The sequence below is a fragment of the Hoeflea sp. CAU 1731 genome (assembly GCF_039888615.1).
In the GTDB taxonomy this organism is placed as follows: Bacteria; Pseudomonadota; Alphaproteobacteria; order Rhizobiales; family Rhizobiaceae; genus Flavimaribacter.
On the sequence record NZ_JBDQQS010000002.1, the window covers coordinates 295513 to 321441 of the forward strand.

Below are 25929 nucleotides of genomic sequence, written 5' to 3' on the forward strand. Positions count from 1 at the left end.
CTCAGTCTGTCTTGCGTCGCAGAGCCATTCTCGCCTTGCGCGCCAGCGCGAACAGGCGCGGATTGGTTTTGATCATGCGTTTTGCATGCGTCAATCCGGCGACTGCGACGGCGCCTGCGCGCCCCTTCGCAGTCAGCGCGATTACACAGTCGTAGAGTTGCGTTTCGACGTCGCACCAGTTGCGCTTGAATTGCTCGTCGCCGACGCCGAAATCAAAGAGTTCCTTGCCGCTTTCGCACGCGTTTTTGATCATGTGATAGAAGAGCAGGTCTCCTGGGCTCGCATTCTCGGTTTCGCCGCTTTCGAACGAACTGAACTGGCAAATGACGTGTCCGTCTTTCACTGAGAGACCGGCGATGGCGATCGGTCTGCCGTCGACCCTGAGACGGATGGCGTGCATTTCGAGCGGTTTTCGCACCTCTTCGAAGCAACCGGCGGCGAGGTCCTTGAACAACTCCTGAATGCTCTGCGATGCGAAGACATCCGGAATGCCCTTCATGTTAAAGCGGGCAGCTTTTTGTTCATAGAAACAGTCAAGGAGCGCGCGAGCTTCTTGCGGTGTCGCCGCCTGAACGTAGTCGTAGCCGCCAAGGGCTTCCAGGAGCTTTGCCGAAGTGCGAAATTTCTTGCGCCGTCGTTTCGCATTCCCGCGTCTGACCACCGTCTCGAAATCGCTCTCCAGCGAAACCTGGAACGATCTGTTCTGGTCCTCGAAATGCGGCAGGTTTGCAAAGGGATGCGCAAATCCACGCCAAGTTTCCGGATGTCTTTCCAGCAACAGCAGATCGACCCCATCCACGACCTTTCGAACCTGGTCGATGACGTTCCACATGGCGTGCGGCGTTGAAATTGCGATGAAATCCGGATGGAAGAGACCAAAATTAAGATTGTTGAACGTGCCGCCTGCATAGCCCGCAATACGCAACGGACCCGCTTTCCTGATCGAAAGCGGCAGGACGAACGCAATTCGTCCATCAAACTCTCCGGCCGTGAAACGCCCGACAATGAAGAGCGGCCGACTGTCGCGCCCGGACCATGCGCGGCACCAATGATAGCTCTGGTGAATGCTGCACTGGGGCAGAGTCTCCAGTTCACGCCACTCCTTTTCAAGCGGCGTGATATCATCGGTATGTGTAATGCTCAGCGTTTTGGTCATGGTTCCATCGGCCATTGTCGGCTCTTGGAGGCCATTCTAGCGGCAAGGAGTAAATAGAGCCTGTCGGCCGGAGAAAGCCCTTACGACTTTTCGTTTCCTTCCGGCCGTCCCTGCATCCACCGGATCAGGAACATCGCGGGGATTATCCAAATCAGGCCACTCACGAAGAAATAGAGCAGATGGATCCACCAAGGCGATTCCGCAAGCCTGTAGGTCGCGATCGTCGTTGCTACGAGCGCGTAGATGATCGCCAGCGCGACGATCAGCAGGCTTCCAATCAGTTTTTTCAGACGAATAGGCATAGGTTGTCCTGTTGCTGCGGCACGGAGTAACGGTTTTGGCGAAACCTGCAAGCCATTTTTGTGTGCACGGTCAGGTGAGACAGTTTGCACCTTGCTTTAGCCGGAACAGTGCTCCAAATGGGCGTTCAAACAACCAACTGCTGACCATATGTCCGAAAGAACTCTCTCCAACAATCGCAGGCTGCTTCGCTGGTGGCTGTTCATCGTCCTTCTGGCCATTACCGCGCTCGTGATCGTTGGCGGAGCCACGCGTATGACGGATTCCGGGCTTTCCATTACCCAGTGGAAACCGATCCATGGCGTCATCCCGCCCTTGAATGAGGCGGAGTGGCAGGAAGAACTGGAGCTTTACAAGGCGATCCCGGAGTATGAGCAGGTCAACAAGGGGATGAGCCTTGACGCGTTCAAATTCATCTTCTGGTGGGAATGGGCGCACCGGTTGCTTGCGCGCAGCGTCGGAATTCTCTTCGCCGCGCCTCTTGCGTTCTTCTGGCTGACCGGCCGGGTCGAGGACAGGCTGAAACTCCCTCTTCTTGGCATTCTGGCGCTGGGAGGTCTGCAGGGTTTCGTTGGCTGGTGGATGGTGGCCTCCGGCCTCGTCGACCGGATCGACGTCAGTCAGTACCGTCTCGCCACGCATCTGACTCTCGCATGTTTCATATTCGCCGCCATCGTTTGGGTCTGGCGGGGCATTGGTCGGCATTCCAACGATGCGGCGCCGACGCCGTCCTCATCCGCCTATTCTGGAACGATCGCCTGTCTCGTGCTTGTGCAGATTTATCTAGGCGGTCTGGTCGCCGGCATGAAGGCAGGGCTTGCCAGCAACACCTGGCCGTTGATGGATGGCCAGTTCGTTCCTTCCGGCCTGTTCATCATGAAACCCTGGTTCATCAACCTTTTCGAGAACGCGCTCACCGTACAGTTCGACCATCGCATGGTCGCCTATCTGCTATGGGTGTTGGCGGGCTGGCACATGATTGCGTCATTGCGCGCAGCGCCCAACACCACCCACGCCAGGCGGAGTGTTGTCCTCTTCGCATTGGTGACTATCCAGGCGATCATCGGGATAGCAACGCTTCTGCTGGTCGTGCCCATGCATCTGGCGCTGACGCATCAGGCCGTGGCGCTGCTGGTGCTCGGTTTCGCCGTCGCGCACTGGCGCGCCTATTACGGCAGTTACAGGTATCCGAAAAAAGCGTTGGCCGCGGCCTGATTGATCAGGCCGCGAGCATCAGGTTCATGTTCTGCACAGCGGCGCCGGAGGCGCCTTTGCCGAGATTGTCCAGGATTGCGATGAGATTGACCTGACCTGTGGCTTCGTTGCCGCAGACGAAAAGCTTCATCGTGTCCTTGCCGGCGAGCTCCGTCGCCACAATGCGCTTGAGGGCGGCCGACTCTTCCATCGGGACCAACTCGACAATTGACTGTCCGGCGTAGTGATCGGCGAGAAGCGCATGGATATCGCCGAGCTTCTGCGCGCCCTTCAACCGGTCGAGGAACAGGGGTAATTGCACCAGCATTCCCTGAGGAAAACGACCGACGCTCGGCGAAAAGATCGGCGCCGCGTCGAGCAGGCCGTGTTCCGTGATTTCGGGCACATGCTTGTGGTTCAGTCCAAGACCGTAGGCGAAAAGCGGCGCGGCGATATGATCATCGGCCGTTTCGTCTTCCATTTGTGCGATCAGCGCCTTGCCGCCGCCCGTATAACCGGAGACCGCGTTGACGGTAACGGGATAGTCTCCGGGTAGAACGCCGGCTTCCCGCAACGGCCGGATCAAGGCGATCGCGCCTGTCGGATAGCATCCCGGATTGGCGACGAACCGCGCGCTCCCGATTTTTTCGGCCTGGCCTTTCGCCATTTCAGCGAAGCCGTAGGCCCAGTCGGGATCGATCCGGTAGGCGGTGCTGGAATCGATCACCCGCGTTGAATTGTTGCCTTCAAGCATGTCGACTGCCTGCCGCGAAGCAACGTCGGGAAGGCATAGAATGGCGATGTCCGCTTCATTGAGCAGATCGGTCCGCATCTGTTCGTTGCGCCGCTCTTCAACCGGAATGGACAGGACATCAATGTCGCGGCGGTCGGCCAGACGCGTGCGGATCTGCAAGCCGGTCGTTCCGTGTTCGCCATCGATGAATATCTTCGGTTTCATGTCCCTGGTTTCCGGTTAAAGGCGCAATGCGCAGTGTCAAAGTTCCGCCGCGCTATATAGTATAGCATGTAAACCATGTCCAACGGGATGCGCAGCCAAATCGTGTTTGTGAATCTGATCGGAAATATCCTGGCTTGCGGAACGTTTCTGATTGCCTTCTGTCTGCCGGCCGGCGCTATCGATCCGTCCCATGAAATGGTCGAGGAACTGGGCGCGTTGCTGTATCACGACCGCAATCTCTCGATGAACCGCACGCAATCCTGCGCCACCTGTCACGCGCCGGACCACGGCTTTGTCGATATGCGCGACAATGGGGCGGGCGCCGGCGTTTCACGCGCTGTCTCTATGGGCGATGACGGGATTTCGCTGGGCGACAGAAATGCGCCGTCCATAGGCTATGTCGGCTTCATTCCCGCTTTTCATAAAGCCGAGACGGGACGCTACAGGGGCGGTTTCTTTCTGGATGGGCGCGCGGCCACACTGGAGGAACAGGCGGTGACGCCATTGCTCAATCCGGCCGAGATGGGAATGCTCGAAAAGCGCGCCGTCGTAGCAAGAGTGCAGGAAAACCAGGATTATGTCGCGGCGTTCCGCAAGTATTACGGAGAGGCCGTCTTCGACGATACTGAAACGGCCTACGACGCCCTGGTCGCAAGCATCGCAGCTTTCGAGCGTTCTGCGTTTTTTCGTCCGTTTGATTCCCGTTACGACCGGTTCCTGGCTGGCGAAGCGACGCTCACGCCGGAGGAGGAAAGGGGGCGGGAGCTGTTCTTCGCCGAAGGTTTTACCAATTGCGCGCTCTGTCACCGGTTGCGCGACGGGCCGGCAGAGCTGGAAGAGACTTTCTCCAATTACGAGTACCACAATGTCGGCGCGCCGGTGAACAAAGCTGTGCGCAAGGCCAACGGTGGCGGCGATGTCAGGGCGGATCTCGGCCTGCTCGCCAACGCAGGCGTTGATGATCCCTCCGAAGCCGGAAAGATCAAGGTTCCCACGCTGCGCAATGTGGCGGTGACCGGGCCCTATATGCACAATGGCGTGTTCAACGATCTGAGAACCACCGTGCTGTTCTATAATCGGTATCTTACAGACGATCCTATCTACCAGATCAATCCGGAAACCGGCGTGGCCTGGGGCTCGCCGGAGTTTACGCACAGCCTGTCACGCGCGGAGCTTGAAACTGGGCTGCCGCTGTCAGAGGACGATATCGACGCGCTTGTCGCATTCCTGAAGACGCTTACCGATGCGCGCTTCGAACACTTGCTGAATGAATAGAGTGTTTTCTGATCACCCCAGAAATGTGACGATCTCGTCGACCGGTGCGCGCTCGGTCCGCAGCGTGTTGATCGGATGGTCTTCGTCCATGTAGCCGACTGCGATGCCACAAAACAGCATCCAATCGGCCGGCGGTTTCAGATGTTCGTCGATCGTCGTGTGCCATTGGACCCAGGCTTCCTGCGCGCATGTGTGAAGGCCATGCTCGCGGGCAAGCAGCATGACGCTTTGCAGGAACATGCCGACGTCAGACCATTGCGGCGGTCCCATCGTCCGGTCGATATAGACGAAGAGCCCGACAGGCGCCCCGAACATCTCGAAATTGCGCCGGAACTGGCGGATGCGTCCTGGCTTGTCGTATCGATCGATCCCGATCGAGGCGTAGAGATCTTCGCCGCATTTGAACCGCCGGGCTGCATACGGCTCCTTCAGGTCGGGAGGATAGACGTCATCGAAAATCCGGGCGAGGGGCGCCCCCGAGACGGCAAAGAGACTCCAGGGCTGCAGATTGCCGCCCGACGGAGCAAAGCGGGCGCCGTCGATGATGGCGCGCACCGTCTCGCTGTTGACAGGGTCCGGTTTGAAGGCGCGGCAGCTGATACGCGTTGCGAGGGCTTCTGAAACGTTCATTGTGTCTCCTGAGCGGGAATATCGGGTAGCGTGTCTGCCGTCGTCGAACAGGAGTGTCAACCGATCCGGCTTCGGGATCCAAAAGAGCAGACGCTATGCAACGGCCTGACGGGACGTTTGTTTCCAGACGACCAACGCGATGACCGCGAGATAGACTGACGACGATGCCGAGCGGAAGACCTGCGAAAATGCCAGCAATTCGCAGGCTCACGCGCCCACTGAGCCATGAAAGCCCGAGGACCATCAGCGACGTCACGACGATTTTGACGAGACACATAATGATGCCCGTCCAGCTCTCCTTGGCCCTGCCGTGTCATCACGATGACGCATAAACTGATAATATCCGGGATCAGTGCCGGCAAACAAAAACGCCCGCATCGCTGCGGGCGTTCGATAGTCGATATAAAAGGCTGTCGATCAGCGCTTGGAGAACTGGAAGGAGCGGCGAGCCTTTGCCCGGCCGTATTTCTTGCGTTCCACAACACGGCTGTCGCGGGTCAGGAAGCCGCCCTTCTTAAGAACCGAGCGAAGGCTGGGCTCATAGAGGGTCAGCGCCTTGGAAATGCCGTGACGCACAGCGCCTGCCTGTCCGGACAAGCCGCCGCCGGCGACTGTCGCGACTACATCGAACTGGCCGTCACGGGCCGCCGCCAGGATCGGCTGCTGCAGGATCATCTGCAGAACCGGGCGCGCGAAATACTCAGTGAAGTCTTTCTTGTTGACCGTGATCTTGCCGGTGCCGGGCTTGATCCAGACGCGCGCGACGGCGTCCTTGCGCTTGCCGGTCGCATAGGAGCGGCCGAATTCGTCCAGCTTCTGGACATGCACGGGAGCCTGGATTTCCGCGGTTTCGGCCGCGGAGCCCAGTTCTTCGAGGGAATTGAGTTCAGCCATGATCAGGCGGTCCTTACATTCTTGGAATTCATAGCGCCGACGTCGAGCTTGACCGGCTGCTGTGCTTCATGCGGATGTTCTGCGCCCGGATAGACGCGCAGGTTCTTCATCTGGCGACGGCCGAGCGGGCCGCGCGGTATCATCCGCTCAATGGCCTTTTCGATCACGCGCTCCGGGAAGCGGCCCTCGAAAATCTGGCGAGCGGTGCGCTCCTTGATGCCGCCGGGATAACCGGTGTGCCAGTAATACTTCTTGTCGGTGTACTTTTTGCCGGTGAAAACGGCTTTACCGGCGTTAATGATCACGACATTGTCGCCATCATCCACATGAGGAGTGTAGGAGGCTTTGTGCTTGCCGCGCAGGCGCATGGCCACGATGGAAGCGAGGCGGCCGACGACGAGACCTTCAGCGTCGATCAGTATCCACTTCTTCTCCACCTCGGCGGGCTTCTGTGAGAAGGTTTTCATTCGGGTTTCTCTTTCCTGAACCTTTGTCGCCAAAGGCGTTTCTTGTTGCTTGGGGCCGGCTTGCGCCAGCAAAAAACATGTCGGCCCCGCGAAGGACCGACATTGAGCGAGGCTTATAGGCCGTCGCATAGGCGCCGTCAAGCAGAAAGGTTTCGGATGTTTCGTAATTCATGCAATAGAATCAATATTTTAAAAAATAGGTATCATATTACCGTATGAGAATAGACTGTTATCCGGACGTTTTTGTCCGTTTTGGCGGGATCGAATAGGTGCCGGTCGCATGTGCGACGGTCAGCCCGTCGGAGCCGTTGCGGATGTCGATGTCGAAGACCATGAGCGACTTGCCGAGTTTGAGAATGCGGCAGACGCCGTCGATAGGGCCGGGGTCGGCCTTGCGCATGAAGTTGATGTTGATGTTGGTCGTCACCGACAGGGCGTCGGCGCCGGCATGGGTCAGCACGCAGACATATCCGCCGATATCGGCGAGCGTGAAAAGCGAAGGCCCCGATACCGTTCCGCCTGGCCTGATATGTCTGCCGCCGGCTTCCAGACGCACCTTGCATCCTCCCGGAAAGACATCGATAGCATGATAATCCGGCTCTTTTCCGTTCAGCTCCGGATACACCTCACGCAGAAATTCATTGACTTCCGCGGCGGTCATTTTCGGTTCGTATGCGATAGCGTTCATTGGTTTCGCCGCCTATTTGCCGGGATTGATCGGTCGGTTTTGTGTCCAGTCGAAGGTGCCGAGGTCGCGTTCTCTCGCCGCCTGTTTCCAGCCGAATTCCTCGGCGCGCGCCTTGAAGTTCAGTCCTTCCGGCGAATGCCGCGTGACGCCGTCAAACAGCGTGGCGAACATTTGCGTCTGGTGGAGCCCCATTGCTTCGATCGCCTGGTTGACCACCAGCTTCTGCATCATGAGCTGGTTGACCGGCACGCCCGAAATGCGATCGGCAAGGGTGTCCACTGCGTCGTCGAGTTCGTCTTCCGGCACGGATTTCAGGATCAGCCCCAGGTCCTGCGCCTCCCGACCATCGATCTTGTCCCCCGTAAATAGCATGCGCTTGGCCTTCTCCGGTCCAAGCCGATAAACCCACATGGCGGTCGTGGGGCATCCCCAGACCCGGGTCGGCATGTATCCGATCTGCGCGTTGTCGGCCATCACGATCATGTCGCAGCAAAGCGCAATATCGGAACCACCGGCCACGGCATAGCCGTGCACCTTGGCGATCACCGGCTTGTGCGAACGCCACAGAGACATGAAATGCTGCGTGTTGCGCATCATGAAAGCGTAGTCCTTCATGGGGTCCCATGGCATTTGTTGGGTCGCTTCGTTGCCTGAACCGCCTGTCGCCTGCGCATAATAGGCTAGATCGTAACCCGCGCAGAACGCCTTGCCTGCGCCGGACAGAACGATCACATGAACGTCCGGATCGGAATTGGCGCGATCCACTGCGCGTTCGAGCTCTCCAGGCAATTCGTCGTCGATCGCATTCATTACTTCAGGACGGTTCAGCGTGATGCGCCCAACGCGCCCGTCCTTTTCGAACAGAACCTTGTTCATCCATTCCTCCCTAACGTTGACGTAAACGTAAAAACAAAACGCCGTTCTGCCAAGCCTTGAAAGCAGCGCCGTGAAAACCGGTCTCCCTGCTGTCACGACGGCGCAATTGCAGTATAAGAGTGTCTGAAACACCACTGCTACTCGCGAATGACCGGAGGACGCCATGGCACAGGCCGCAGCAAAGACCAATGATAACGACAAGGCGCTTGTCATCAGCCAACTTGCCAACGGCATCCTGAGACTGACCTTGAACAATCCGCCGGCAAACGCCTTGTCCATCGCCCTGATGCAGACGCTGCGCGACGAACTTGCGGCGGCGGAGGAGAATCGGGAGGTTAGCGTTGTCGTGATCGCCGCCAGCGGCAAGCTGTTTTCCGCCGGGCATGATCTCAAGGAGATGACCGGGCATCGCGAGGACGCGGACCGGGGCAGGGCGTTCTTCGAGCAAACCATGCGCATGTGTTCCGACCTGATGCTGCAGATCACGAATCTGCCGAAGCCGGTTATCGCGGAAGTCGACGGGCTGGCGACAGCCGCCGGTTGTCAGCTTGTCGCAACCTGCGATCTCGCCATATGCACCGATACGTCGACCTTCTGCACGCCAGGCGTCAATATCGGTCTCTTCTGTTCGACGCCGATGGTCGCAATTTCGCGCGCCGCGCACCGCAAGCAGGCCATGGAAATGCTACTCACCGGCGAGCCCGTCGACGCCTCCGCCGCCAAGGAATATGGGCTAGTGAACCGGGTCGTGCCCAAAGAGTATCTACGCACCGTTTCCGACAAATATGCTTCGGTGATCGCCTCGAAGTCGCCATTGACCCTGAAAATCGGCAAGGGCGCCTTTTATCAACAGATGGATCGGCCGCTCGCCGAGGCATACGACTATGCGGCCTGGGTGATGACTGAAAACATGCTTGCCCGCGACGCCGAGGAAGGCATTAACGCTTTTCTGGAAAAGCGCGACCCTGAATGGACCGGCCGCTGAACCACCAGGGTCGCCTGACCGCGCGTCAGCCGATCTCCACCACAACGATCTCCGGCGGCATGCCGAAGCGTACGGGCAGAATAGAGCAGCCGAGCCCGCCAGAGACTATCAGGTCTCGGGGCGTCGCCGGTCGTATATCGCTTACTCCAGGTCTTGTTTCAACGATGTGCCCGTAGGCGTACCGGTTATGGTATCTGGACGGGACATAGGGTGAATAACCAAACAGGCGGATCTGGCCGCCATGGGTGTGGCCAGACAATGTCAGCGAAACGCGTAATGGCGCCTGAGGAAAAATATCCGGTTCATGCGCCATCAGGATGACAGGCGCGTCATCCGTCACCATGGCCAGGGTTGCGCTGAGATCGTCGACGCCGCTCCAGCGCGAGCGTCCGTAACGCGGCGTTAGCGCTACCTGATCGCCCAGTCCGGCGAGCCAGAAAGCCTGTCCGTCCTTTTCGATGCGCACAGCGTGGTTTTCGTAGACCTGAACTCCGACGATTTCGAGCGCTGTCTGACTGACAATCGGCCCGTGGCCTCTCTGCTGCGCAGCTTCGTCTTCCCACCAGTCGTGATTGCCAAGAACCGCGTGAACGCCGAGCGGAGCGGAAAGTCCAGACAAGGCTTCAGACCATTCTTCGACGGAAACCTCTCCGGATATGCCTTTCTGCCCGGTGCAATAGTCGCCGAGCAGCAGCGTGATGTCCGGTGCAAGGGCGTTGGTTCGGTCGCAGATCGACCGGATGCGCTCAGGCGGCATCCAGGGACGGCAGGCATGGATGTCGGCGAGCACGGCGATTCGCAGACGAAACCCTTTGGGCCAACGCGCCGGGGTAACGCTGTAAGTGCGGGTAACCAGACGGGAGGGTTCTCCCGCCACGGCGTAGGCGCCCAGCGACACGCCGCCGAGGACAGCGGCGCCAATGCCTTTCAGAAATGTCCTGCGAGTAAACAATTGCGTTGCGCATCGAGTTCATTGGTGCGGGGGTCGACCCGCTTACGGGTCGGCTCAAGCCTCGATGGAACACAAGTGTGGCGTTTAAAAGTCGCCGGTCCGGCTGTTATCGGTGCAAACCCGAACCGGGCAGCGTTTGCGATCCTGAGACGGCACATAGGATGGTTTGGCGTACTGATCGTAACCGCAATGGCCCGAGTGAAACGCATAGGTGTCATAGAGCGTCAGAGCCGGAATGCGCGGCGAGGGGTAGCGCAACACCGCCGCGCCCTCGGATTTCAGTATTTCCTGAATACGTGCGCAACTCAGTCTCGTCGCATCGTAGCGGCTGAGCGCATGAGCCGGCATTGCAATAGTGGCGGCGCAAATGGCCAATACGACAGTTCTTTTCAACGCCAATCTCCTATATCAACTGCACAGCAGTACTCGTTGATCGCAAACAGCAAACACTGTTGCAAGGTAAACTATAAACAAATATCTGCCTTGTGTGCCAATCATCGCCAACGCTTGGTCTTGTCATCCTGCAAGGTGGGCAAGCGTCAACGTCGGAACACTAGCGTGCAGCTCGGCGCTGGAATGTGGGTTTCACCACACGGTCTGGCGCATCGCACCGTCGCCAAAGACCGTAATTATCAGTAGTCCGAGGCTTGATCGGCGCAAACCCTGACGCGACAGCGTTTCTTGTCCTGCGAGGGAACCCAGGACGGCTTTGCGAACTGGCCGTATTCGCATTGCCCCGAATCCGCGGCGTAGGTTTCGTAAAGCGTCAGTTTGTAGTCTCGCGGCGAAGGGTAGCGCAGCACGACCGAGCCTTCCAGTTTCACTATCGCCTGAATTTTGATGCAGGTGTGAGAGGTGGCGTCGTAACGACTGATTGCGTTCGCAGGTAAGGTCGTGGCGACAACCATCAATGTCAGGAGTACAACTTTTCTCACGATAAGGGGTCCTCAGCGCGTCGGAATGCGCACCTTCTAACCGTATGTGTTGAAGGATGAAAAGACAACTTGTTATCTATCGCGTCGCCTGAAGCGCATCAACGGGAGATCGACTGATCCTTGCAGATCCGCGCGCGGCATTTCGGGTTGTCCTTGGTCGGCACGAAATAGGGTTTCGCGTATTGGCCATAACCGCAATAACCCGAATTCTTGGCGTAGACGTCATAGAGCGGTATGGATGGTTTGTGCGGATTTCTGTAATGCAGCACTGCGGCGCCTTCCTGTTGCAGTATCGCCTGGGTTCGCGCGCAGGTCAGGTTCGTTGTATTGTAATTGTTGATAGCATTTGCGGGCATGGCGTAAATCACCGCGCACATTGCAATGGCCGTCAATTTCCTCACCTTCGATCTCCTCTTTTCAACCGTTTGAACCGGCGTCGGTCGAAAGGCGACGACGCCAGGCTGAAACAACTGCAACACATCGCCTGTTGAGCGCTACATTATATGCTGTTAAGGCAGTGCGCCACACGAAGTTAGGCTGCAGCGCTCCGCCAAAAGTCAAGTATACGTTACCCGAGAGTTTGAAATGGATCACGATACCTATCCGGAATCCTATATTTCCCGGATACTGCGTTCCGTAAAGACGATCGCCATGATCGGCGCGTCCGGCCGCGATGTGCGACCCAGCAACATCGTCATGAAATATCTGCTCGCGAAGGGGTATGACGTTTATCCGGTCAATCCCGGCCTGGCGGGAAAGCAGGTCATGGGCCGCGAGGTTTATGGCTCGCTCGCGGACATTCCGGTTCATATCGATATGGTGGATGTGTTTCGCGGATCCGACGCCGTGCCGGGTATCGTCGATGAAATCCTTGCGCTGGACGATCGGCCGGATGTGCTTTGGACCCAATTGACTGTGCGCAACGACGATGCGGCCCGCAAGGCCGAGGCGGCGGGCATAAAGGTCGTAATGGATCGGTGTCCCAAAATCGAATATGGCCGGCACTCCGGCGAGATCAAATGGAATGGCGTCAACAGTCGGATGATTTCGTCGAAAAAGCCCGTAATGCAAAAAGGCTACCAGGCGCTCGGCATTCGCCCGCAGCTCGATCGCGCACAGGGCGACTGAGACGCCGCCGGGTCTGGCGCGACACATTGAAAACAGGACCACCAACCAGCAGGAGAAATTCATGCCCAGCAATGAACCCGGTTTCAGCACACTCGCAATACACGCCGGCGCCCAGCCGGATCCCACCACGGGAGCGCGCGCGACCCCGATCTACCAGACGACGAGTTTCGTATTCGAGGACGCCGAACACGCAGCGTCGCTCTTTGGACTGAAGGCGTTCGGAAACATCTACACCCGCATCATGAATCCGACCCAGGCGGTTCTTGAGGAGCGCATTGCCGCGCTGGAAGGCGGCACTGCGGCGCTTGCGGTCGCCTCCGGCCATGCGGCGCAAATGATCGTGTTCCATACCATTATGCGGCCAGGCGACAATTTCATTTCGGCCAACAAGCTCTACGGCGGTTCGATCAACCAGTTCGGCCACGCCTTCAAGAATTTCGACTGGCATGTCCGCTGGGTCGATCCGACAAATCCTGACGAGATCGAGCAGCAAATCGACGACAGGACGCGCGCCATCTTCATCGAGAGCCTGGCCAACCCCGGCGGAACCTTTGTGGATATCAAGGCGATCGCAGATATCGCGCACAAGCATGGCTTGCCGCTAATCGTCGACAACACAATGGCGAGCCCGTATCTTCTGCGTCCCATCGAGCACGGCGCTGATGTCGTGGTGCATTCCATGACCAAATTCATCGGCGGCCATGGCAATTCCATGGGCGGCGTCATTGTCGATGGCGGAACCTTCAACTGGTCAGAATCAGGCAAATATCCGATGCTGTCAGAGCCGCGGCCCGAATATGGCGGCATGGTTCTGCACGAAACATTCGGGAACTTCGGATTCGCCATCGCCTGTCGAGTGCTTGGCCTGCGCGATCTTGGTCCGGCGCTGTCGCCGTTCAACGCTTTCATGCTCCTCACGGGCGTCGAAACGCTTCCACTGCGGATGCAGAAACATTGCGACAACGCCCTGGAGGTGGCCACATGGCTGAAAGGTCACGACAAGGTTTCGTGGGTTTCATATTCAGGTCTCGAAGACGACCCCAACCATGCCCTGATGAAGAAATACTCGCCCAAGGGGGCGGGAGCCGTCTTCACCTTTGGCCTGAAGGGCGGCTTCGACGCAGGCGTCACTTTCGTCGAATCGCTGGAGGTGTTCTCGCATCTCGCCAATATCGGCGACACGCGATCGCTGGTCATCCACCCGGCGTCGACGACCCATCGCCAGCTTTCGCCCGAGCAGCAGGTCGCGGCCGGCGCCGGTCCGGACGTCGTTCGCCTGTCTATCGGCATCGAGGATGCGGCGGACATCATCGGAGATCTCCAACAGGCGCTGGCGGCTGTTTGATTGGATCGGCGCGCGGAGGCTTCTGGCCGCCGCGCATAAAATCCCGAAAGCGCCATCTCTTGAATGCGCATAGGATGGCGTCCTATGTAAGCCAGGAAAGACACTCAATGATTCTCCGCCATGGTCCACACGCGGAGCAGCAGAAAAGGCAAATTCATGTCAAATCCGGTCGAGACTGCACTCAATCTGGTGCCGATGGTGGTCGAGCAGACGAATCGAGGCGAACGGGCTTTCGATATCTTCTCCCGGCTGCTGAAGGAAAGAATCATCTTCATCACCGGACCGGTCGAGGACGGGATGGCGACGCTGGTCTGCGCACAACTGCTCTTCCTGGAAGCGGAAAATCCCAAGAAGGAAATTGCGCTTTACATCAATTCGCCTGGCGGCGTTGTGACGTCGGGCATGGCGATCTACGACACGATGCAGTTCATCAAGCCGGCCGTCTCAACGCTCTGCATTGGCCAGGCCGCATCAATGGGCTCGCTCCTTCTTTGCGCAGGCCACAAGGATATGCGGTTCGCCACGCCGAACGCCCGTATCATGGTTCACCAGCCTTCCGGCGGCTTCCAGGGGCAGGCGTCCGACATCGAGCGTCACGCTCAGGACATCATCAAACTGAAGCGCCGGCTGAACGAAATTTACGTGCAGCACACGGGTCAGGATTACGGAACGATCGAGAACACGCTCGACCGCGATCATTTCATGACATCGGACGAGGCGAAGGATTTCGGTCTGATCGATCGCGTGATTTCCAGCCGCGAGGCTGTGGAAGGCGACGATAAGGCTTGACGCGGGCCGCCGTTTTTGACGGAACTGCGACAAATCTACAACAAAATTTCGCATTAGGGACTGGTGCGGCAGGTGTAGCGCATTAAAATGAGGTGTTAAGGGTATGTTCAAGGATATGCGAATAGCCTCCGGTGTTAGACTTTCGCTGTCGACGTTGCTCTAATTGAATTTGGCGAAGAGCATGACCGGCGCCGACCGGCCAGTCCGGTCAAATACTGATGCGACGCAGAGTCGGGTCATGAGAAGGAATAAAACATGAGCAAGGTTAGCGGTGGAAGCGGTGGTGAATCGAAGAACACCCTCTATTGTTCGTTTTGCGGCAAGAGCCAGCACGAAGTTCGCAAGCTGATTGCGGGACCGACGGTCTTTATCTGCGACGAGTGCGTCGAACTCTGCATGGACATCATCCGCGAGGAGAACAAATCCTCGATGGTGAAGTCCAGCGACGGCGTGCCCACTCCGAAGGAAATTATCGAAACGCTCGATGAATATGTCATCGGGCAGCAGCACGCCAAGCGCGTGCTTTCGGTCGCCGTTCACAATCACTACAAGCGTCTTGCCCACTCCAGCAAGAGCAATGACATCGAACTGTCCAAGTCGAACATCATGCTGGTGGGACCGACCGGTTGCGGCAAGACCTATCTCGCCCAGACGCTTGCCAGAATTATCGACGTTCCGTTCACCATGGCCGACGCCACGACCCTTACGGAAGCGGGCTATGTTGGCGAAGACGTTGAAAACATCATCCTGAAGCTGCTGCAGTCTGCCGATTACAATGTCGAGCGCGCGCAGAGGGGCATCGTCTATATTGACGAGGTCGACAAGATCTCGCGCAAGTCGGACAATCCCTCGATCACCCGGGACGTATCGGGCGAAGGCGTTCAGCAGGCGCTTCTGAAGATCATGGAGGGAACGGTCGCTTCGGTTCCGCCCCAGGGCGGCCGAAAGCATCCTCAGCAGGAATTCCTGCAGGTCGATACGACCAATATCCTGTTCATCTGCGGAGGCGCCTTCGCCGGTCTCGACAAGATCATCTCGGCGCGCGGCGAAAAGACCTCGATCGGTTTCGGCGCTGCAGTCAAGGCGCAGGACGAGCGTCGCGTCGGCGAGATCCTGCGCGAACTTGAGCCCGAGGACATGGTCAAGTTTGGCCTCATCCCCGAGTTTATTGGTCGTCTGCCGGTCATCGCCACCTTGGAAGATCTTGATGAGGACGCGCTGATCTCGATCCTTTCGGAACCGAAGAATGCGCTCGTCAAGCAGTATCAGCGCCTCTTTGAGATGGAGAGCGTCGAACTGACATTTCATGAAGATGCATTGCGCGGCATCGCCAAAAAGGCGATCGCCCGCAAGACCGGCGCGCGCGGCTTGCGCTCGATCATGGAAAAGATCCTGCTCGACACCATGTTCGAGCTTCCCTCTCTCGAAGGTGTCCAGGAAGTCGTCATCTCCGATGAAGTGGTCAGCGGATCGGCCCGGCCGCTCTATATTTATTCGGAGCGCGACGAGGAAAAGGGCAACGCTACGGCGTAACCACTCCCGCCTGAATTGAATATTCGAAACCCGCCCTCGTGGCGGGTTTTTTTGACAAATCTGCAACTGAACTGCCGCTTGACCTGCACACTGCCGCAATATCAGGATGCAGCATGTTCGCAGATGCGCCTCAGCGCGGCTTTGTCGCAAAGGAATTCGAGAATCGGCTTTCGCGGCTGCAAGACGGCATGCGGAAGCGGAATGTAAATCTCGCCTTTTTCACGACGGAAGCGGAATTCCGTTACCTTACCGGCTTTTTTTCGCAGTTCTGGCAGAGCCCGACCCGGCCCTGGTTTTTGCTGGCGCCGCAATCCGGCAAACCGGTCGCCGTCATTCCCGAAATCGGCGCGGAATGCATGCGCCGCGCCGGCGTCGAGGATATACGCGCATGGGATTCGCCAGCCGCCGATGATCGGGGGGTAGAACTCCTGTGCGAAACGATCGTCGAACTGGCGGGCGAAGGCGCTTCGGTTGGTCTATTGAAGGGCAGGGAAACCGCTTTGCGTATGCCGCTTGCGGATTTCGAAGCGTTGAAGCAACGACTTTCAGGCCTGCAGTTCGAGGATATCACCGGGCTTGTTCTGCAGCTGCGTATGGTCAAGTCCGAAGCCGAGATCGAAAAGATCGCCCATGTTTGCCGGTCCGCGGGACGTGCTTTCGTTCGCGCGCCGGATGCAATTCACACCGGCATGAGCGAACGCGAAGCCTTTCAGGCCTTCAAGATTCTTTGCCTTGAGGAAGGGGTTGACGACGTTTCCTACCTTGTGGGCGGCGCGGGCGCTGGCGGGTATCGGGATATCATTTCACCGCCGTCGGAAAGGAAGCTCGCCGCAGGCGATGTTCTGATGTTTGACACCGGATGTGTCTGGGATGGCTATTTTTGCGATTTCGACCGAAATTTCGCCATCGGCGAAGTGGCGCAAGCCGTCCAGGACGCGCATGCAAGGCTGTGGGAAGCCACGGAGGCAGGGCTGGAGGCGGCGAGGCCGGGCGCCTGCTGTTCAGACCTGTTTCACGCCATGGCGGCGCTTCTGCCAGGCGCAAGCTCCGGAGGCGTCGGGCGCATGGGGCATGGACTCGGCATGCAATTGACGGAGTTCCCCTCAATCACGCCCTCCGACAGGACGGAGCTTCAGCATGGTATGGTCATGACGCTGGAGCCGTCCATCGATCTCGGCGGCGGGCGCATGCTGGTGCACGAGGAAAACCTTCTCGTCCGGGACGATGGTCCGCTCCTGCTGACCCGGCGGACGCCGCAACGAATGCCTGTGATCGGATGAATGCAATGCTGAGGTTCGAATACGATCTGGATCCCGTACGCGACAGGCTCGCGACCTACGGAATCATTATCCTGAAGACGGACGAGACGCTCGAGAAGGAGTTTGGCGTCCTTTTGAATGGGGGCGGCAACGTCGTGCACTACAGCCGCGTCGAAAGCGAAGCCCTGGTGTCGCCCAAGACGCTGCGGCGAATGGAGGCCCGCATTCCAAAATCCGCCGGCATGCTGCCCGAAGCGGCGAACTACGACGCTGTCGCCTACGCCTGTACGTCCGGAGCGACGACCATCGGCCCGCAGAAGGTCGCTGCAGCGGTCCACACAGTCATTCCCGATATCCCGGTCACCGATCCGATAACCGCGACCATCGCCCGGTTGAGATCCATCGAGGCGCGCAAGATATGCCTTCTGACGCCCTATGTTCCCTCCGTCACCGGGGCCATGGCCGAAAAACTGACCGGGGAAGGGTTTGAGATCGTTGCTTCCGGCTCGTTTTACGAGGAACGGGAATGCGCCGTTGTAAGAATTTCGCAAGCGTCCGTCCTTGCCGCCGTCGAGGCGCTGGCGCAGGAAGCCGACGCGGACGCCGTCTTCGTGTCCTGCACCAACCTGCCTACGATCGACATTCTGGAAGAAGCGCGAAAACGTACGGGAGTCGAGGTTTTCAGCAGCAACAGCGCGCTTGCCTGGCATCTGGAGACGCTTGCGAACCGTTCACAATAGCTGTGAAACACGGCAATCCATCTTACGACGCAGGCTCCGGCTCCCTATATACATGATACACTGGGACGATTCGTCCTGTGGATGCTTTGCAGCTATTCGGCTAATGCCCTGTTTCAGGCTTGAAACCTCCTGCCGAAAACTCCAATTATCAGGCAAGTGACGCGTCGAATGCGCCGGGCTCATCCGGGCGGGCGCTAGTATCGCGGTCGAAAGGAAACAAGATGAATGAAATGACCACTCAGCAAGGCGAGACGACGACCTACCCGGTATTGCCTTTGCGCGATATCGTCGTTTTCCCGCACATGATCGTTCCGCTGTTTGTCGGCAGGGAAAAGTCCATCCGCGCCCTTGAGGAAGTGATGGGCGCAGACAAGCAGATCCTGCTTGCGACCCAGATCAACGCCGGTGACGACGATCCGAAGGCCGAGGAAATCTACGAGGTCGGCACAATAGCCAACGTGCTGCAGCTTCTGAAGTTGCCGGACGGAACTGTGAAGGTGCTTGTCGAAGGCAAGGACCGCGCGAAAGTCACGGCCTACACCCGGACCGACGAGTTCTACGAAGCCGCGGCCGAGGTCATGTCCGAACCCGAAGAGGATCCGGTTGAAAACGAGGCGCTTTCGCGCTCGGTCGTTTCCGAGTTCGAGAACTATGTAAAGCTCAACAAGAAGATTTCGCCTGAAGTGGTGGGCGCCGCCAGCCAGATCGACGATTACTCGAAACTGGCCGACACCGTTGCTTCTCATCTGTCGATCAAAATTCCTGAAAAGCAGGAGATGCTGGCGACTGTCAGCGTGAAGGAGCGTCTTGAGCGGGCGCTCGGCTTCATGGAAGGGGAGATTTCCGTTCTGCAGGTCGAAAAGCGCATCCGTTCGCGCGTCAAGCGCCAGATGGAGAAGACCCAGCGCGAATACTACCTCAACGAACAGATGAAGGCGATCCAGAAGGAACTTGGCGACGGCGAAGACGGTCGCGACGAGATGTCCGAACTGGAAGAGCGTATCTCGAAGACCAAGCTGTCCAAGGAAGCGCGCGAGAAGGCTGACGCCGAACTGAAGAAGCTCAAGCAGATGAGCCCGATGTCGGCGGAAGCGACTGTCGTTCGCAACTATCTCGACTGGCTGCTCGGTATTCCGTGGGGCAAGAAGTCGCGGATCAAGGTCGATCTGAACAAGGCCGACGACATTCTCGAAACCGATCACTACGGTCTTGAGAAGGTCAAGGAACGCATCCTCGAGTATCTCGCCGTGCAGACGCGTTCGAACAAGATCAAGGGACCGATCCTGTGCCTCGTCGGACCGCCCGGCGTCGGCAAGACGTCGCTCGCCAAGTCGATCGCCAAGGCGACCGGCCGCGAATACGTGCGCATGGCGCTTGGCGGCGTTCGCGACGAAGCCGAGATCCGTGGTCATCGGCGCACCTATATCGGTTCGATGCCCGGCAAGGTCATCCAGTCGATGAAGAAGGCGAAGAAGGCCAATCCGCTGTTCCTGTTCGACGAAATCGACAAGATGGGCGCCGATTTCCGTGGCGATCCGTCCTCGGCGTTGCTCGAAGTGCTCGATCCGGAACAGAATTCGACCTTCATGGACCACTATCTCGAAGTGGAATACGATCTGTCGAACGTCATGTTCATCACGACGGCGAACACGCTGAATATTCCGGCGCCCCTGATGGACCGTATGGAGATCATCCGGATCGCCGGCTACACCGAAGACGAGAAGCTGGAAATCGCCAAGCGGCACCTGTTGCCGAAAGCGGTTCGCGATCACGCGCTTCAGAAGAACGAGTTCTCTGTCACCGACGACGCGTTGCGGCAGATCATTCGCCGGTACTCGCGTGAAGCTGGCGTCCGGAACTTCGAACGTGAGCTGAAGTCTCTCGCCCGCAAGGTCGTGACGAGGATCCTCAAGGATGGCGTCAAATCAGTGGACGTGACGGCGGATAACCTGTCCGATTACCTCGGCGTTCCGCGCTTCCGTTACGGCGAAGCCGAACTGGACAACCAGATTGGCGTCGTGACCGGTCTCGCATGGACAGAGGTGGGCGGCGAACTGCTGACCATCGAAGGCGTGATGATGCCCGGCAAAGGCAAGATGACCGTCACCGGCAACCTGCGCGACGTGATGAAGGAGTCCATCTCTGCGGCTGCTTCGTACGTGCGCTCGCGCGCCGTCGATTTCGGCATCGAGCCGCCGATGTTCGACAAGCGCGACATCCACGTTCACGTGCCGGAAGGCGCCACACCAAAGGACGGACCGTCGGCCGGCGTGGCAATGGCGACGGCGATCGTGTCGATCATGACGGGCATCACAGTGCGTAAGGATGTCGCGATGACCGGCGAGATCACGTTGCGTGGTCGCGTCCTGCCGATTGGCGGCCTGAAGGAAAAGCTGCTTGCGGCTCTGCGAGGCGGTATCAAGACTGTCCTGATTCCGGAAGAGAACGCCAAGGACCTGGCGGAAATTCCGGACAATGTGAAGAACGTACTGGAGATCATTCCGGTGTCGCAGATGAGCGAGGTCCTGGACCATGCTCTGACGATGATACCGGAGGCGATCGAATGGACCGCGACGCCTGAGCCACCAATTGTCGGCGACGAAGGAAGCAAGGAATCAGGCGCATCTGTTGCCCATTGATTCTTTTCGGATTTTCCGAATTCAAGCGTTGAGAGACGGGCGGAAGCCCGTCTCTACTGTTTTCAGGGCCTCAAAATTGCAAAAACTACCGGAAAACCGGCGTTTTTGCTTGTTTTCCAACACGCAATCATTGTGATTCTAGTGTCATTACGTACAATCCTGCCTGACTTGAAATGAGTCGTCTGACATATCGAAAGGGTTGGAAAAATGAACAAGAACGAACTGGTTGCTGCCGTTGCCGAAAAAGCGGGTTTGAGCAAAGCGGACGCCGGATCGGCGGTCGAGTCCGTGTTTGACACGATCACCTCCGAACTGAAATCTGGTGGTGATGTTCGTCTGGTGGGATTCGGAAACTTCTCGGTCACGCACCGCGACGCCTCGAAGGGCCGCAATCCGATGACCGGCGCAGAAGTCGATATCCCGGCGCGCAACGTACCGAAGTTCTCGGCTGGCAAAGGGCTGAAGGACGCGGTCAACAGCTAGTTGCCCCTGCACTTGAACAATGCTTTTTAGGCCCGGCCATTGCGCCGGGCTTTGTTTTGTCTGGAGGCGGGTGGATGACGGGGATAGTTCAGTGAGTGCGCGTTCTGAGATGATCTCTCGTCCGACCGGTTACGACAAAGGTCTCTGGAATCCCGATTTCGCGCCAACAAGACCTGACGACCGAACCTGGACCTGGCCGAGCTTCAGTTGGCTCTGGGTTGGTCTGGTCGTCAATATTGCGGCCTATGTGACCGCCTCCAGCCTGATGGCCCAGGGTTTGACCTGGTGGCAGGCGATGCTGGCCGTGCTGGTCGGCAATTCTATCCTTGTTGCGCCGCTCGTGCTGATCGGTCGCATGGGAGTTCTGTATCGCGTGCCGTTCCCGGTGTTGTTGCGCTCTTCCTTCGGCACGATCGGCGCCAGGCTACCGGCCATGCTGCGCGCTGTTGTCGCCTGCGGGTGGTTCGGCATCCAGACCTGGATCGGAGGCTCGGCGATCTACGCCATCGCAAAGATCCTGTTCCCCTCGGTCGTCAATCCGTTCTCCACAACGATTATCCCGGTGATCGGTCTTGATCCCATCGCATTCGGCTCGTTTATCGCATTTTGGGGCCTGCACGTGTTCTTCATCGCCAAGGGCGTCGAATCGATACGCTGGCTGGAAACTATCGCCGGACCTTTGCTGCTCACCGGCGGGCTGGCGGCGTTGGCGTGGGTCTATGTCTCGTTCGGCAGTTTCGGAAAGATCCTCGAAACGTCGCAACAATTGATCAAACCGGGCGAACATGCGTTCTGGATGATATTTGGGACCGCCGTCACGGCCGTTGTCGGGGGATGGGCCACTCTGGCGCTCAACATTCCGGACTTCACGCGCTTCGCCAGGAGCGGCAGGGACCAGGTCATTGGCCAGGCGCTGGGATTGCCGCTGCCGGCCATGCTCCTGGCTTTCATTGGGGTCGTGGTGACGTCCGCTTCCTATCTGGCGCTCGGCAAGGTCATCTGGAATCCCGTCACGCTGGCCGGTGAACTCGAAAGCTGGCTGACGGTTGTCCTGCTGTTCTTCCTGATCGTCGCCACGATCACAACCAACATCGCAGCCAACGTTGTGTCGCCATCCAATGATTTCTCCAATCTCGCTCCGGGTCGCATCTCCTTCAAGATGGGCGGATACATCACGGTGGTCATCGGCGTCCTGATGTTTCCCTGGAAGCTGATGGAAAGCGCAAACGCCTACATTTTTGTCTGGCTTATTGCCTATGGAGCTCTCCTGGGGCCCATTGCCGGCGTTATGATAGCGGACTTCTATCTGGTTCGGCGGGGCAGGATTGCAGCGGACGATCTGTTCCTGAAGGACGGATGCTACCGCTATTGGAACGGATGGAACCTCAGCGGCGTTGCGGCCCTCGTCATTGGTGTGACTCCGTGTTTTCCCGGGTTTCTGCATGCCGTGGGTCTGTGGCCGGATTGTCCGGACTATCTGCAAACGATCTATGATTATTCCTGGTTTGTCGGTTTCATCGTCGCTTTTGTGGTCTATCCGGTCCTGATGGGCGTCTCAGCGCCGGAACGTCGCGATGCAGTCGCGCCGTGAGGCTAATCGACCACACTGGCGGTTGAATACATCTGCGGTGGATTTACTTATGCCTGTCGTTTCTGTATGGCTTGCCGCCTTTGTAGAGCGACTAATCTTTTCGACATGCCGGTGAACCATGAAAACCGCGACCGATCATTCGGGCCCCGTTGGCCCTGTTGCGCTTTCGTTGTGGAGCCAGATTCGGGCGACGCTTGCCCTTGGCCTGCCGCTAATAGGCGCGCAACTCGCCCATATGGCCATCCACGTCACCGACACCGTCATGATCGGTTGGCTGGGCGCCGAAGAGTTGGCGGCCGGCGTGCTCGGCACACAGGCGTTTTTCCTCTTCTTCATACTGGGCACGGGGTTCGGGCTGGCGGCCATGCCGCTTGCCGCTCAGGCCCATGGGCGCGACGATGTGCGTGGTCTTCGCCGGGCGATCCGCATGGGCATGTGGGTCATTTTGTTGCTTGGCGCGATATCGATGATCCCGCTCTGGTTCACGGGCGGCGTGCTTGTTGCGCTGGGACAGGAGTCCCATGTTGCAGAGATGGCGCAGGACTATGTGCGCGTCGCGCAATGGTCGCTGTTTCCGGCGCTTTTGATAACGGTGCTCCGATCTTATCTCAGCGCTCTTGAGAAGGCCCATGTGGTATTGTGGGCGACTGTGCTCGGCGCATTGGCGAACGCGCTGCTCAACTACATGTTCATATTCGGAAATCTCGGCGCGCCGCGTTTGGAAATTGTCGGCGCAGCCGTGGCTTCACTTGGAACAACGGCCATCACCTTCGTCGCGCTTCTCATCTATTGCGTGAAGAAGAAGGAACTGGAGCGATATGAGCTGATGGTTCGTTTTTGGCGGCCGGACTGGCGCGCCTTCTTCGAATTGCTGCGTCTTGGCTGGCCAATAAGCGCGACTATCATTGCGGAAGTTGGTTTGTTCGCGGCTGCCGCGGTCATGGTGGGATGGCTGGGCGCCGTGGAGCTCGCTGCCCATGGCATCGCGCTTCAGCTCGCCGGCATTGCCTTCATGGTCCCGCTGGGGCTCTCCAACGCCGCCACGGTTCGTATCGGTCAGGCTTATGGCCGCAAGGACTGGAGCGGCCTTGGCCAGGCGGGTCAGGTGGCGGTTGGCCTGTCGATCGTCGTTACGCTGACGTCAGCCGCCCTGTTCTGGCTTTTTCCGGATACTCTTATCGGCTGGTATCTCGACAAGGACAATCCGGACGCCGCCGCGGTTCTGCGTCAGGGAGCGCCGCTTCTGGCGATTGCCGCAACGTTTCAGGTGGCGGATGGTCTGCAGGCTGTCGGAAGCGGCCTTTTGCGCGGTCTCAACGATACCAAGATACCGATGTTCATTGCCGTGACCAGTTACTGGATCGTTGGCCTTCCGCTCGGATACCTGTTCGGCTTCGTGATGGGTTATGGAGCGGAGGGCGTCTGGTGGGGTCTCGCCAGTGGACTGGTGCTCGCAGCCTCGCTGATGAACTGGCGCTTCGCCGCGCGTCGTCGCCTCGGTCTCGTCGAAGGCTGACCGGCGTTATTCCAATTCCGGACCGAGACGTTTGGCGTCCCGGTCCGGATGATGGAACACCAGAATCCCGATGACGGAGGAGGCGGCGAGCGCCGCGATCAGCCAGAACGCCGGTCGGAAGTCTCCCGTTACTTCCAGCGCATAACCGGTGATGACCGGCGCCAGAAAGCCCGAGGCGGCAAAAAAGATGGTCATTATACCCATCGCCGTTCCTGCGACTCGCGGAACGAGATCGGCGATGACGGCGTAGTAGGCGGCGTTCGCAGCCATCGAGGCGGCGACGGCGACCGTAATTCCGGCAACGGCGACCACAATGTTGCTGGAAAGGGCTACCGGAATGATCGCCAGCGCTGCAACCAGTTGCGTGCCTGCAATCTGGAAGCTGCGCGCAACCCGCAGGCTCGAAGTTCGTTTGAGAATCGCATCGGACCAGCGGCCAAAGGCGACCAGCAACACCGCAGCTGTCGCCCATGGCAGAAAGCTGACAAGGCCCACACTGGAAAGGTCTAGATTGTAGCTCTTGCGCAAATATTCCGGCAACCAGGTCATGAAGAAAAACAGATAGTACCCGAAGACGAAATAGGCCCAATAGTTGGCCCAAAGGGTAGGCGTCGTGAGGAGGGCTCTCCAAATGTGTGCTCTGGGCGGTGGTTGGGTCGCGGACGGCTCGTCACGGCCCGTGCGGGCGATGTGCTCTGCTTCCTCCGATCCTATTCGATCTGATTCTGATGGATCATTTGCATAGAAGACGAGCCAGAAGGGAAGCCAGATCAGGCTCGCGACGGCCAGGATGAAAAACATCGCGCGCCAGTCGAACATGCCGATCAGCAAGGTGACGAGCGGAGCGCCTATGGCGAGCGCGATCGGCACTGCGACAAGCGCCCCGCCGAGAGCCGTTGCTCGTTCCTGAGGCGGCAGCCACCGCGTTATGGCGCTCGTCGTCGTCGGAAAACTTGGTCCTTCGGCCAGTCCCAGCGCGGTGCGCGCCGCGTAGAGCATCAGGAACCCTGTCGCGGCGCCCGTCCAGCCGATGCTGACCGCCCAGGCGAGAACAGCGACGAAATAGGCGCGTTTGGCGCCGAATCTGTCCACCGCCATGCCCCCAAACAGGGTACTGATGATGTAGCCGATGCCGAATGCGCCCAGAATCAGACCGATCTGGCTCGAGTCGAGATCAAATTCGGACTGGATTCGATGCACCGCAAAGGAAATTGCCGAGCGGTCGATATAGTTGACCACGGTGACTGCAAAGAGCAGAAACACGACGAACCATCGATACCGACCGGCCATGGCAGTTACCCCCCGAAACAACGCCTCGACGAAGCCTAAGCGAGATGAGGCGCCAACGCAATCTGCGTCACTATCGCACATCGCCTGTGCGAAAGTGCTTGTAAGGGCTGTCCTCCATACTGCTGGTATACCGGAGGAATGATGGTGGGCGGTGAGAGGCTCGAACTCCCGACATCTTCGGTGTAAACGAAGCGCTCTACCAGCTGAGCTAACCGCCCTGAAGAAAACTCCGCACCGTTTATGCGCTTCGGTGGACAAGTGCAAGAAAAAATCGTTGTCCGCTTGGCTTTTGTGCTGAAAAATCCA

The 25929-nt window shown here is 58.4% G+C and carries 26 protein-coding genes and 1 tRNA gene; 13 read left to right on the plus strand and 14 right to left on the minus strand.

Features of this window, described 5'->3' with window-relative positions:
* Nucleotide 1: 1 nt before the first annotated feature.
* The gene (locus AAFN47_RS05485; protein ID WP_499808207.1) at nucleotides 2–1156 is read right to left on the minus strand and encodes a GNAT family N-acetyltransferase; all 1155 of its coding nucleotides are present in this window, start codon (nucleotides 1154–1156) and stop codon (nucleotides 2–4) included.
* An 80-nt stretch (nucleotides 1157–1236) separates the two neighbouring features.
* The gene (locus AAFN47_RS05490) at nucleotides 1237–1458 is read right to left on the minus strand and encodes a DUF2842 domain-containing protein (protein WP_499808208.1); all 222 of its coding nucleotides are present in this window, start codon (nucleotides 1456–1458) and stop codon (nucleotides 1237–1239) included.
* Nucleotides 1459–1606: 148 nt separating this feature from the next.
* Between AAFN47_RS05490 and AAFN47_RS05495 the strand changes: the two genes are divergently transcribed.
* Complete coding sequence (locus AAFN47_RS05495; protein ID WP_499808209.1) at nucleotides 1607–2671, plus strand: COX15/CtaA family protein; 1065 nt, start codon at nucleotides 1607–1609, stop codon at nucleotides 2669–2671.
* Nucleotides 2672–2675: 4 nt separating this feature from the next.
* Here the strand turns inward: AAFN47_RS05495 and argC are convergent, their stop codons facing one another.
* Entirely contained in the window at nucleotides 2676–3608 is a 933-nt protein-coding gene (argC, locus tag AAFN47_RS05500) for an N-acetyl-gamma-glutamyl-phosphate reductase (RefSeq protein WP_499808210.1), read from the minus strand.
* A 102-nt stretch (nucleotides 3609–3710) separates the two neighbouring features.
* On the opposite strand from argC, the gene AAFN47_RS05505 reads away from it, so the two are divergent.
* A complete protein-coding gene (locus AAFN47_RS05505) occupies nucleotides 3711–4883 on the plus strand; it encodes a cytochrome-c peroxidase (protein WP_499808211.1) in 1173 nt (390 codons plus the stop codon).
* A 12-nt stretch (nucleotides 4884–4895) separates the two neighbouring features.
* On the opposite strand, the gene AAFN47_RS05510 is transcribed toward AAFN47_RS05505, so the two are convergent.
* The 5 genes from AAFN47_RS05510 to AAFN47_RS05530 all read right to left on the minus strand — a co-directional run bounded on the left by AAFN47_RS05510 (nucleotide 4896) and on the right by AAFN47_RS05530 (nucleotide 8438).
* Nucleotides 4896–5513: a nitroreductase gene (locus AAFN47_RS05510; protein ID WP_499808212.1), complete on the minus strand. Its 618-nt coding sequence runs from the start codon at nucleotides 5511–5513 to the stop codon at nucleotides 4896–4898.
* 417 nt (nucleotides 5514–5930) lie between these two features.
* A complete protein-coding gene (gene rpsI, locus AAFN47_RS05515; RefSeq protein ID WP_499808213.1) occupies nucleotides 5931–6407 on the minus strand; it encodes a 30S ribosomal protein S9 in 477 nt (158 codons plus the stop codon).
* A 2-nt stretch (nucleotides 6408–6409) separates the two neighbouring features.
* Entirely contained in the window at nucleotides 6410–6874 is a 465-nt protein-coding gene (gene rplM / locus AAFN47_RS05520; protein WP_220227218.1) for a 50S ribosomal protein L13, read from the minus strand.
* Between the two features lie 229 nt (nucleotides 6875–7103).
* A complete protein-coding gene (locus tag AAFN47_RS05525; protein ID WP_499808214.1) occupies nucleotides 7104–7562 on the minus strand; it encodes a PaaI family thioesterase in 459 nt (152 codons plus the stop codon).
* A 12-nt stretch (nucleotides 7563–7574) separates the two neighbouring features.
* Nucleotides 7575–8438 carry a crotonase/enoyl-CoA hydratase family protein gene (locus AAFN47_RS05530; protein WP_499808215.1) on the minus strand — a complete coding sequence of 288 codons (864 nt, stop codon included), beginning with the start codon at nucleotides 8436–8438 and terminating at the stop codon, nucleotides 7575–7577.
* Nucleotides 8439–8601: 163 nt separating this feature from the next.
* Here AAFN47_RS05530 and AAFN47_RS05535 point away from each other — a divergent pair, with 163 nt between their 5' ends.
* On the plus strand, nucleotides 8602–9423 hold the full coding sequence (locus AAFN47_RS05535; protein ID WP_499808216.1) for an enoyl-CoA hydratase: 822 nt from the start codon (nucleotides 8602–8604) through the stop codon (nucleotides 9421–9423).
* 25 nt (nucleotides 9424–9448) lie between these two features.
* On the opposite strand, the gene AAFN47_RS05540 is transcribed toward AAFN47_RS05535, so the two are convergent.
* The 4 genes from AAFN47_RS05540 to AAFN47_RS05555 all read right to left on the minus strand — a co-directional run bounded on the left by AAFN47_RS05540 (nucleotide 9449) and on the right by AAFN47_RS05555 (nucleotide 11711).
* On the minus strand, nucleotides 9449–10375 hold the full coding sequence (locus AAFN47_RS05540; RefSeq protein WP_499808217.1) for a metallophosphoesterase: 927 nt from the start codon (nucleotides 10373–10375) through the stop codon (nucleotides 9449–9451).
* An 84-nt stretch (nucleotides 10376–10459) separates the two neighbouring features.
* The gene (locus AAFN47_RS05545) at nucleotides 10460–10768 is read right to left on the minus strand and encodes a hypothetical protein (protein WP_499808218.1); all 309 of its coding nucleotides are present in this window, start codon (nucleotides 10766–10768) and stop codon (nucleotides 10460–10462) included.
* A gap of 239 nt (nucleotides 10769–11007) precedes the next feature.
* Nucleotides 11008–11310, minus strand: a complete 303-nt coding sequence (locus tag AAFN47_RS05550) for a hypothetical protein (protein WP_499808219.1) — start codon at nucleotides 11308–11310, stop codon at nucleotides 11008–11010.
* A 98-nt stretch (nucleotides 11311–11408) separates the two neighbouring features.
* A complete protein-coding gene (locus tag AAFN47_RS05555) occupies nucleotides 11409–11711 on the minus strand; it encodes a hypothetical protein (protein ID WP_499808220.1) in 303 nt (100 codons plus the stop codon).
* A gap of 184 nt (nucleotides 11712–11895) precedes the next feature.
* On the opposite strand from AAFN47_RS05555, the gene AAFN47_RS05560 reads away from it, so the two are divergent.
* The 10 genes from AAFN47_RS05560 (at nucleotide 11896) to AAFN47_RS05605 (ending at nucleotide 24333) form a co-directional block, all read left to right on the plus strand.
* Nucleotides 11896–12438, plus strand: a complete 543-nt coding sequence (locus AAFN47_RS05560; RefSeq protein ID WP_499808221.1) for a CoA-binding protein — start codon at nucleotides 11896–11898, stop codon at nucleotides 12436–12438.
* Nucleotides 12439–12499: 61 nt separating this feature from the next.
* Nucleotides 12500–13783: an O-acetylhomoserine aminocarboxypropyltransferase gene (locus AAFN47_RS05565; RefSeq protein ID WP_499808222.1), complete on the plus strand. Its 1284-nt coding sequence runs from the start codon at nucleotides 12500–12502 to the stop codon at nucleotides 13781–13783.
* Between the two features lie 156 nt (nucleotides 13784–13939).
* The gene (locus AAFN47_RS05570; protein ID WP_499808223.1) at nucleotides 13940–14572 is read left to right on the plus strand and encodes an ATP-dependent Clp protease proteolytic subunit; all 633 of its coding nucleotides are present in this window, start codon (nucleotides 13940–13942) and stop codon (nucleotides 14570–14572) included.
* Nucleotides 14573–14827: 255 nt separating this feature from the next.
* Nucleotides 14828–16105 (plus strand): ATP-dependent Clp protease ATP-binding subunit ClpX, encoded by a 1278-nt coding sequence (gene clpX, locus AAFN47_RS05575; protein WP_499808224.1) that lies wholly within the window; start codon nucleotides 14828–14830, stop codon nucleotides 16103–16105.
* 113 nt (nucleotides 16106–16218) lie between these two features.
* Nucleotides 16219–17385 (plus strand): M24 family metallopeptidase, encoded by a 1167-nt coding sequence (locus tag AAFN47_RS05580; RefSeq protein WP_499808225.1) that lies wholly within the window; start codon nucleotides 16219–16221, stop codon nucleotides 17383–17385.
* Between the two features lie 5 nt (nucleotides 17386–17390).
* Nucleotides 17391–18104, plus strand: coding sequence for a maleate cis-trans isomerase family protein (locus AAFN47_RS05585; RefSeq protein ID WP_499808226.1), 714 nt, complete (start codon nucleotides 17391–17393; stop codon nucleotides 18102–18104).
* A gap of 230 nt (nucleotides 18105–18334) precedes the next feature.
* A complete protein-coding gene (lon, locus tag AAFN47_RS05590) occupies nucleotides 18335–20743 on the plus strand; it encodes an endopeptidase La (RefSeq protein ID WP_499808376.1) in 2409 nt (802 codons plus the stop codon).
* 207 nt (nucleotides 20744–20950) lie between these two features.
* On the plus strand, nucleotides 20951–21226 hold the full coding sequence (gene hupB, locus AAFN47_RS05595; protein WP_220227231.1) for a DNA-binding protein HupB: 276 nt from the start codon (nucleotides 20951–20953) through the stop codon (nucleotides 21224–21226).
* A gap of 91 nt (nucleotides 21227–21317) precedes the next feature.
* Complete coding sequence (locus AAFN47_RS05600; protein WP_499808227.1) at nucleotides 21318–22817, plus strand: NCS1 family nucleobase:cation symporter-1; 1500 nt, start codon at nucleotides 21318–21320, stop codon at nucleotides 22815–22817.
* Nucleotides 22818–22935: 118 nt separating this feature from the next.
* Complete coding sequence (locus AAFN47_RS05605) at nucleotides 22936–24333, plus strand: MATE family efflux transporter (protein WP_499808228.1); 1398 nt, start codon at nucleotides 22936–22938, stop codon at nucleotides 24331–24333.
* Nucleotides 24334–24339: 6 nt separating this feature from the next.
* Here the strand turns inward: AAFN47_RS05605 and AAFN47_RS05610 are convergent, their stop codons facing one another.
* Both AAFN47_RS05610 and AAFN47_RS05615 read right to left on the minus strand, forming a co-directional pair.
* Entirely contained in the window at nucleotides 24340–25623 is a 1284-nt protein-coding gene (locus AAFN47_RS05610) for an MFS transporter (protein WP_499808229.1), read from the minus strand.
* Nucleotides 25624–25765: 142 nt separating this feature from the next.
* Nucleotides 25766–25841 (minus strand) — tRNA-Val (locus tag AAFN47_RS05615).
* Nucleotides 25842–25929: the final 88 nt, after the last annotated feature.

Excerpts from the sequence above, each read along its gene's own strand:
- AAFN47_RS05485 (WP_499808207.1), bottom strand. The coding sequence starts at position 1,156 with ATGACCAAAACGCTGAGCATTACACATACCGATGATATCACGCCGCTT.
- AAFN47_RS05490 (WP_499808208.1), bottom strand. The coding sequence starts at position 1,458 with ATGCCTATTCGTCTGAAAAAACTGATTGGAAGCCTGCTGATCGTCGCG.
- AAFN47_RS05495 (WP_499808209.1), top strand. The coding sequence starts at position 1,607 with ATGTCCGAAAGAACTCTCTCCAACAATCGCAGGCTGCTTCGCTGGTGG.
- argC (WP_499808210.1), bottom strand. The coding sequence starts at position 3,608 with ATGAAACCGAAGATATTCATCGATGGCGAACACGGAACGACCGGCTTG.
- AAFN47_RS05510 (WP_499808212.1), bottom strand. The coding sequence starts at position 5,513 with ATGAACGTTTCAGAAGCCCTCGCAACGCGTATCAGCTGCCGCGCCTTC.
- rpsI (WP_499808213.1), bottom strand. The coding sequence starts at position 6,407 with ATGGCTGAACTCAATTCCCTCGAAGAACTGGGCTCCGCGGCCGAAACC.
- rplM (WP_220227218.1), bottom strand. The coding sequence starts at position 6,874 with ATGAAAACCTTCTCACAGAAGCCCGCCGAGGTGGAGAAGAAGTGGATA.
- AAFN47_RS05525 (WP_499808214.1), bottom strand. The coding sequence starts at position 7,562 with ATGAACGCTATCGCATACGAACCGAAAATGACCGCCGCGGAAGTCAAT.
- AAFN47_RS05530 (WP_499808215.1), bottom strand. The coding sequence starts at position 8,438 with ATGAACAAGGTTCTGTTCGAAAAGGACGGGCGCGTTGGGCGCATCACG.
- AAFN47_RS05535 (WP_499808216.1), top strand. The coding sequence starts at position 8,602 with ATGGCACAGGCCGCAGCAAAGACCAATGATAACGACAAGGCGCTTGTC.
- AAFN47_RS05560 (WP_499808221.1), top strand. The coding sequence starts at position 11,896 with ATGGATCACGATACCTATCCGGAATCCTATATTTCCCGGATACTGCGT.
- AAFN47_RS05565 (WP_499808222.1), top strand. The coding sequence starts at position 12,500 with ATGCCCAGCAATGAACCCGGTTTCAGCACACTCGCAATACACGCCGGC.
- AAFN47_RS05570 (WP_499808223.1), top strand. The coding sequence starts at position 13,940 with ATGTCAAATCCGGTCGAGACTGCACTCAATCTGGTGCCGATGGTGGTC.
- clpX (WP_499808224.1), top strand. The coding sequence starts at position 14,828 with ATGAGCAAGGTTAGCGGTGGAAGCGGTGGTGAATCGAAGAACACCCTC.
- AAFN47_RS05580 (WP_499808225.1), top strand. The coding sequence starts at position 16,219 with ATGTTCGCAGATGCGCCTCAGCGCGGCTTTGTCGCAAAGGAATTCGAG.
- AAFN47_RS05585 (WP_499808226.1), top strand. The coding sequence starts at position 17,391 with ATGCTGAGGTTCGAATACGATCTGGATCCCGTACGCGACAGGCTCGCG.
- lon (WP_499808376.1), top strand. The coding sequence starts at position 18,335 with ATGACCACTCAGCAAGGCGAGACGACGACCTACCCGGTATTGCCTTTG.
- hupB (WP_220227231.1), top strand. The coding sequence starts at position 20,951 with ATGAACAAGAACGAACTGGTTGCTGCCGTTGCCGAAAAAGCGGGTTTG.
- AAFN47_RS05605 (WP_499808228.1), top strand. The coding sequence starts at position 22,936 with ATGAAAACCGCGACCGATCATTCGGGCCCCGTTGGCCCTGTTGCGCTT.
- AAFN47_RS05610 (WP_499808229.1), bottom strand. The coding sequence starts at position 25,623 with ATGGCCGGTCGGTATCGATGGTTCGTCGTGTTTCTGCTCTTTGCAGTC.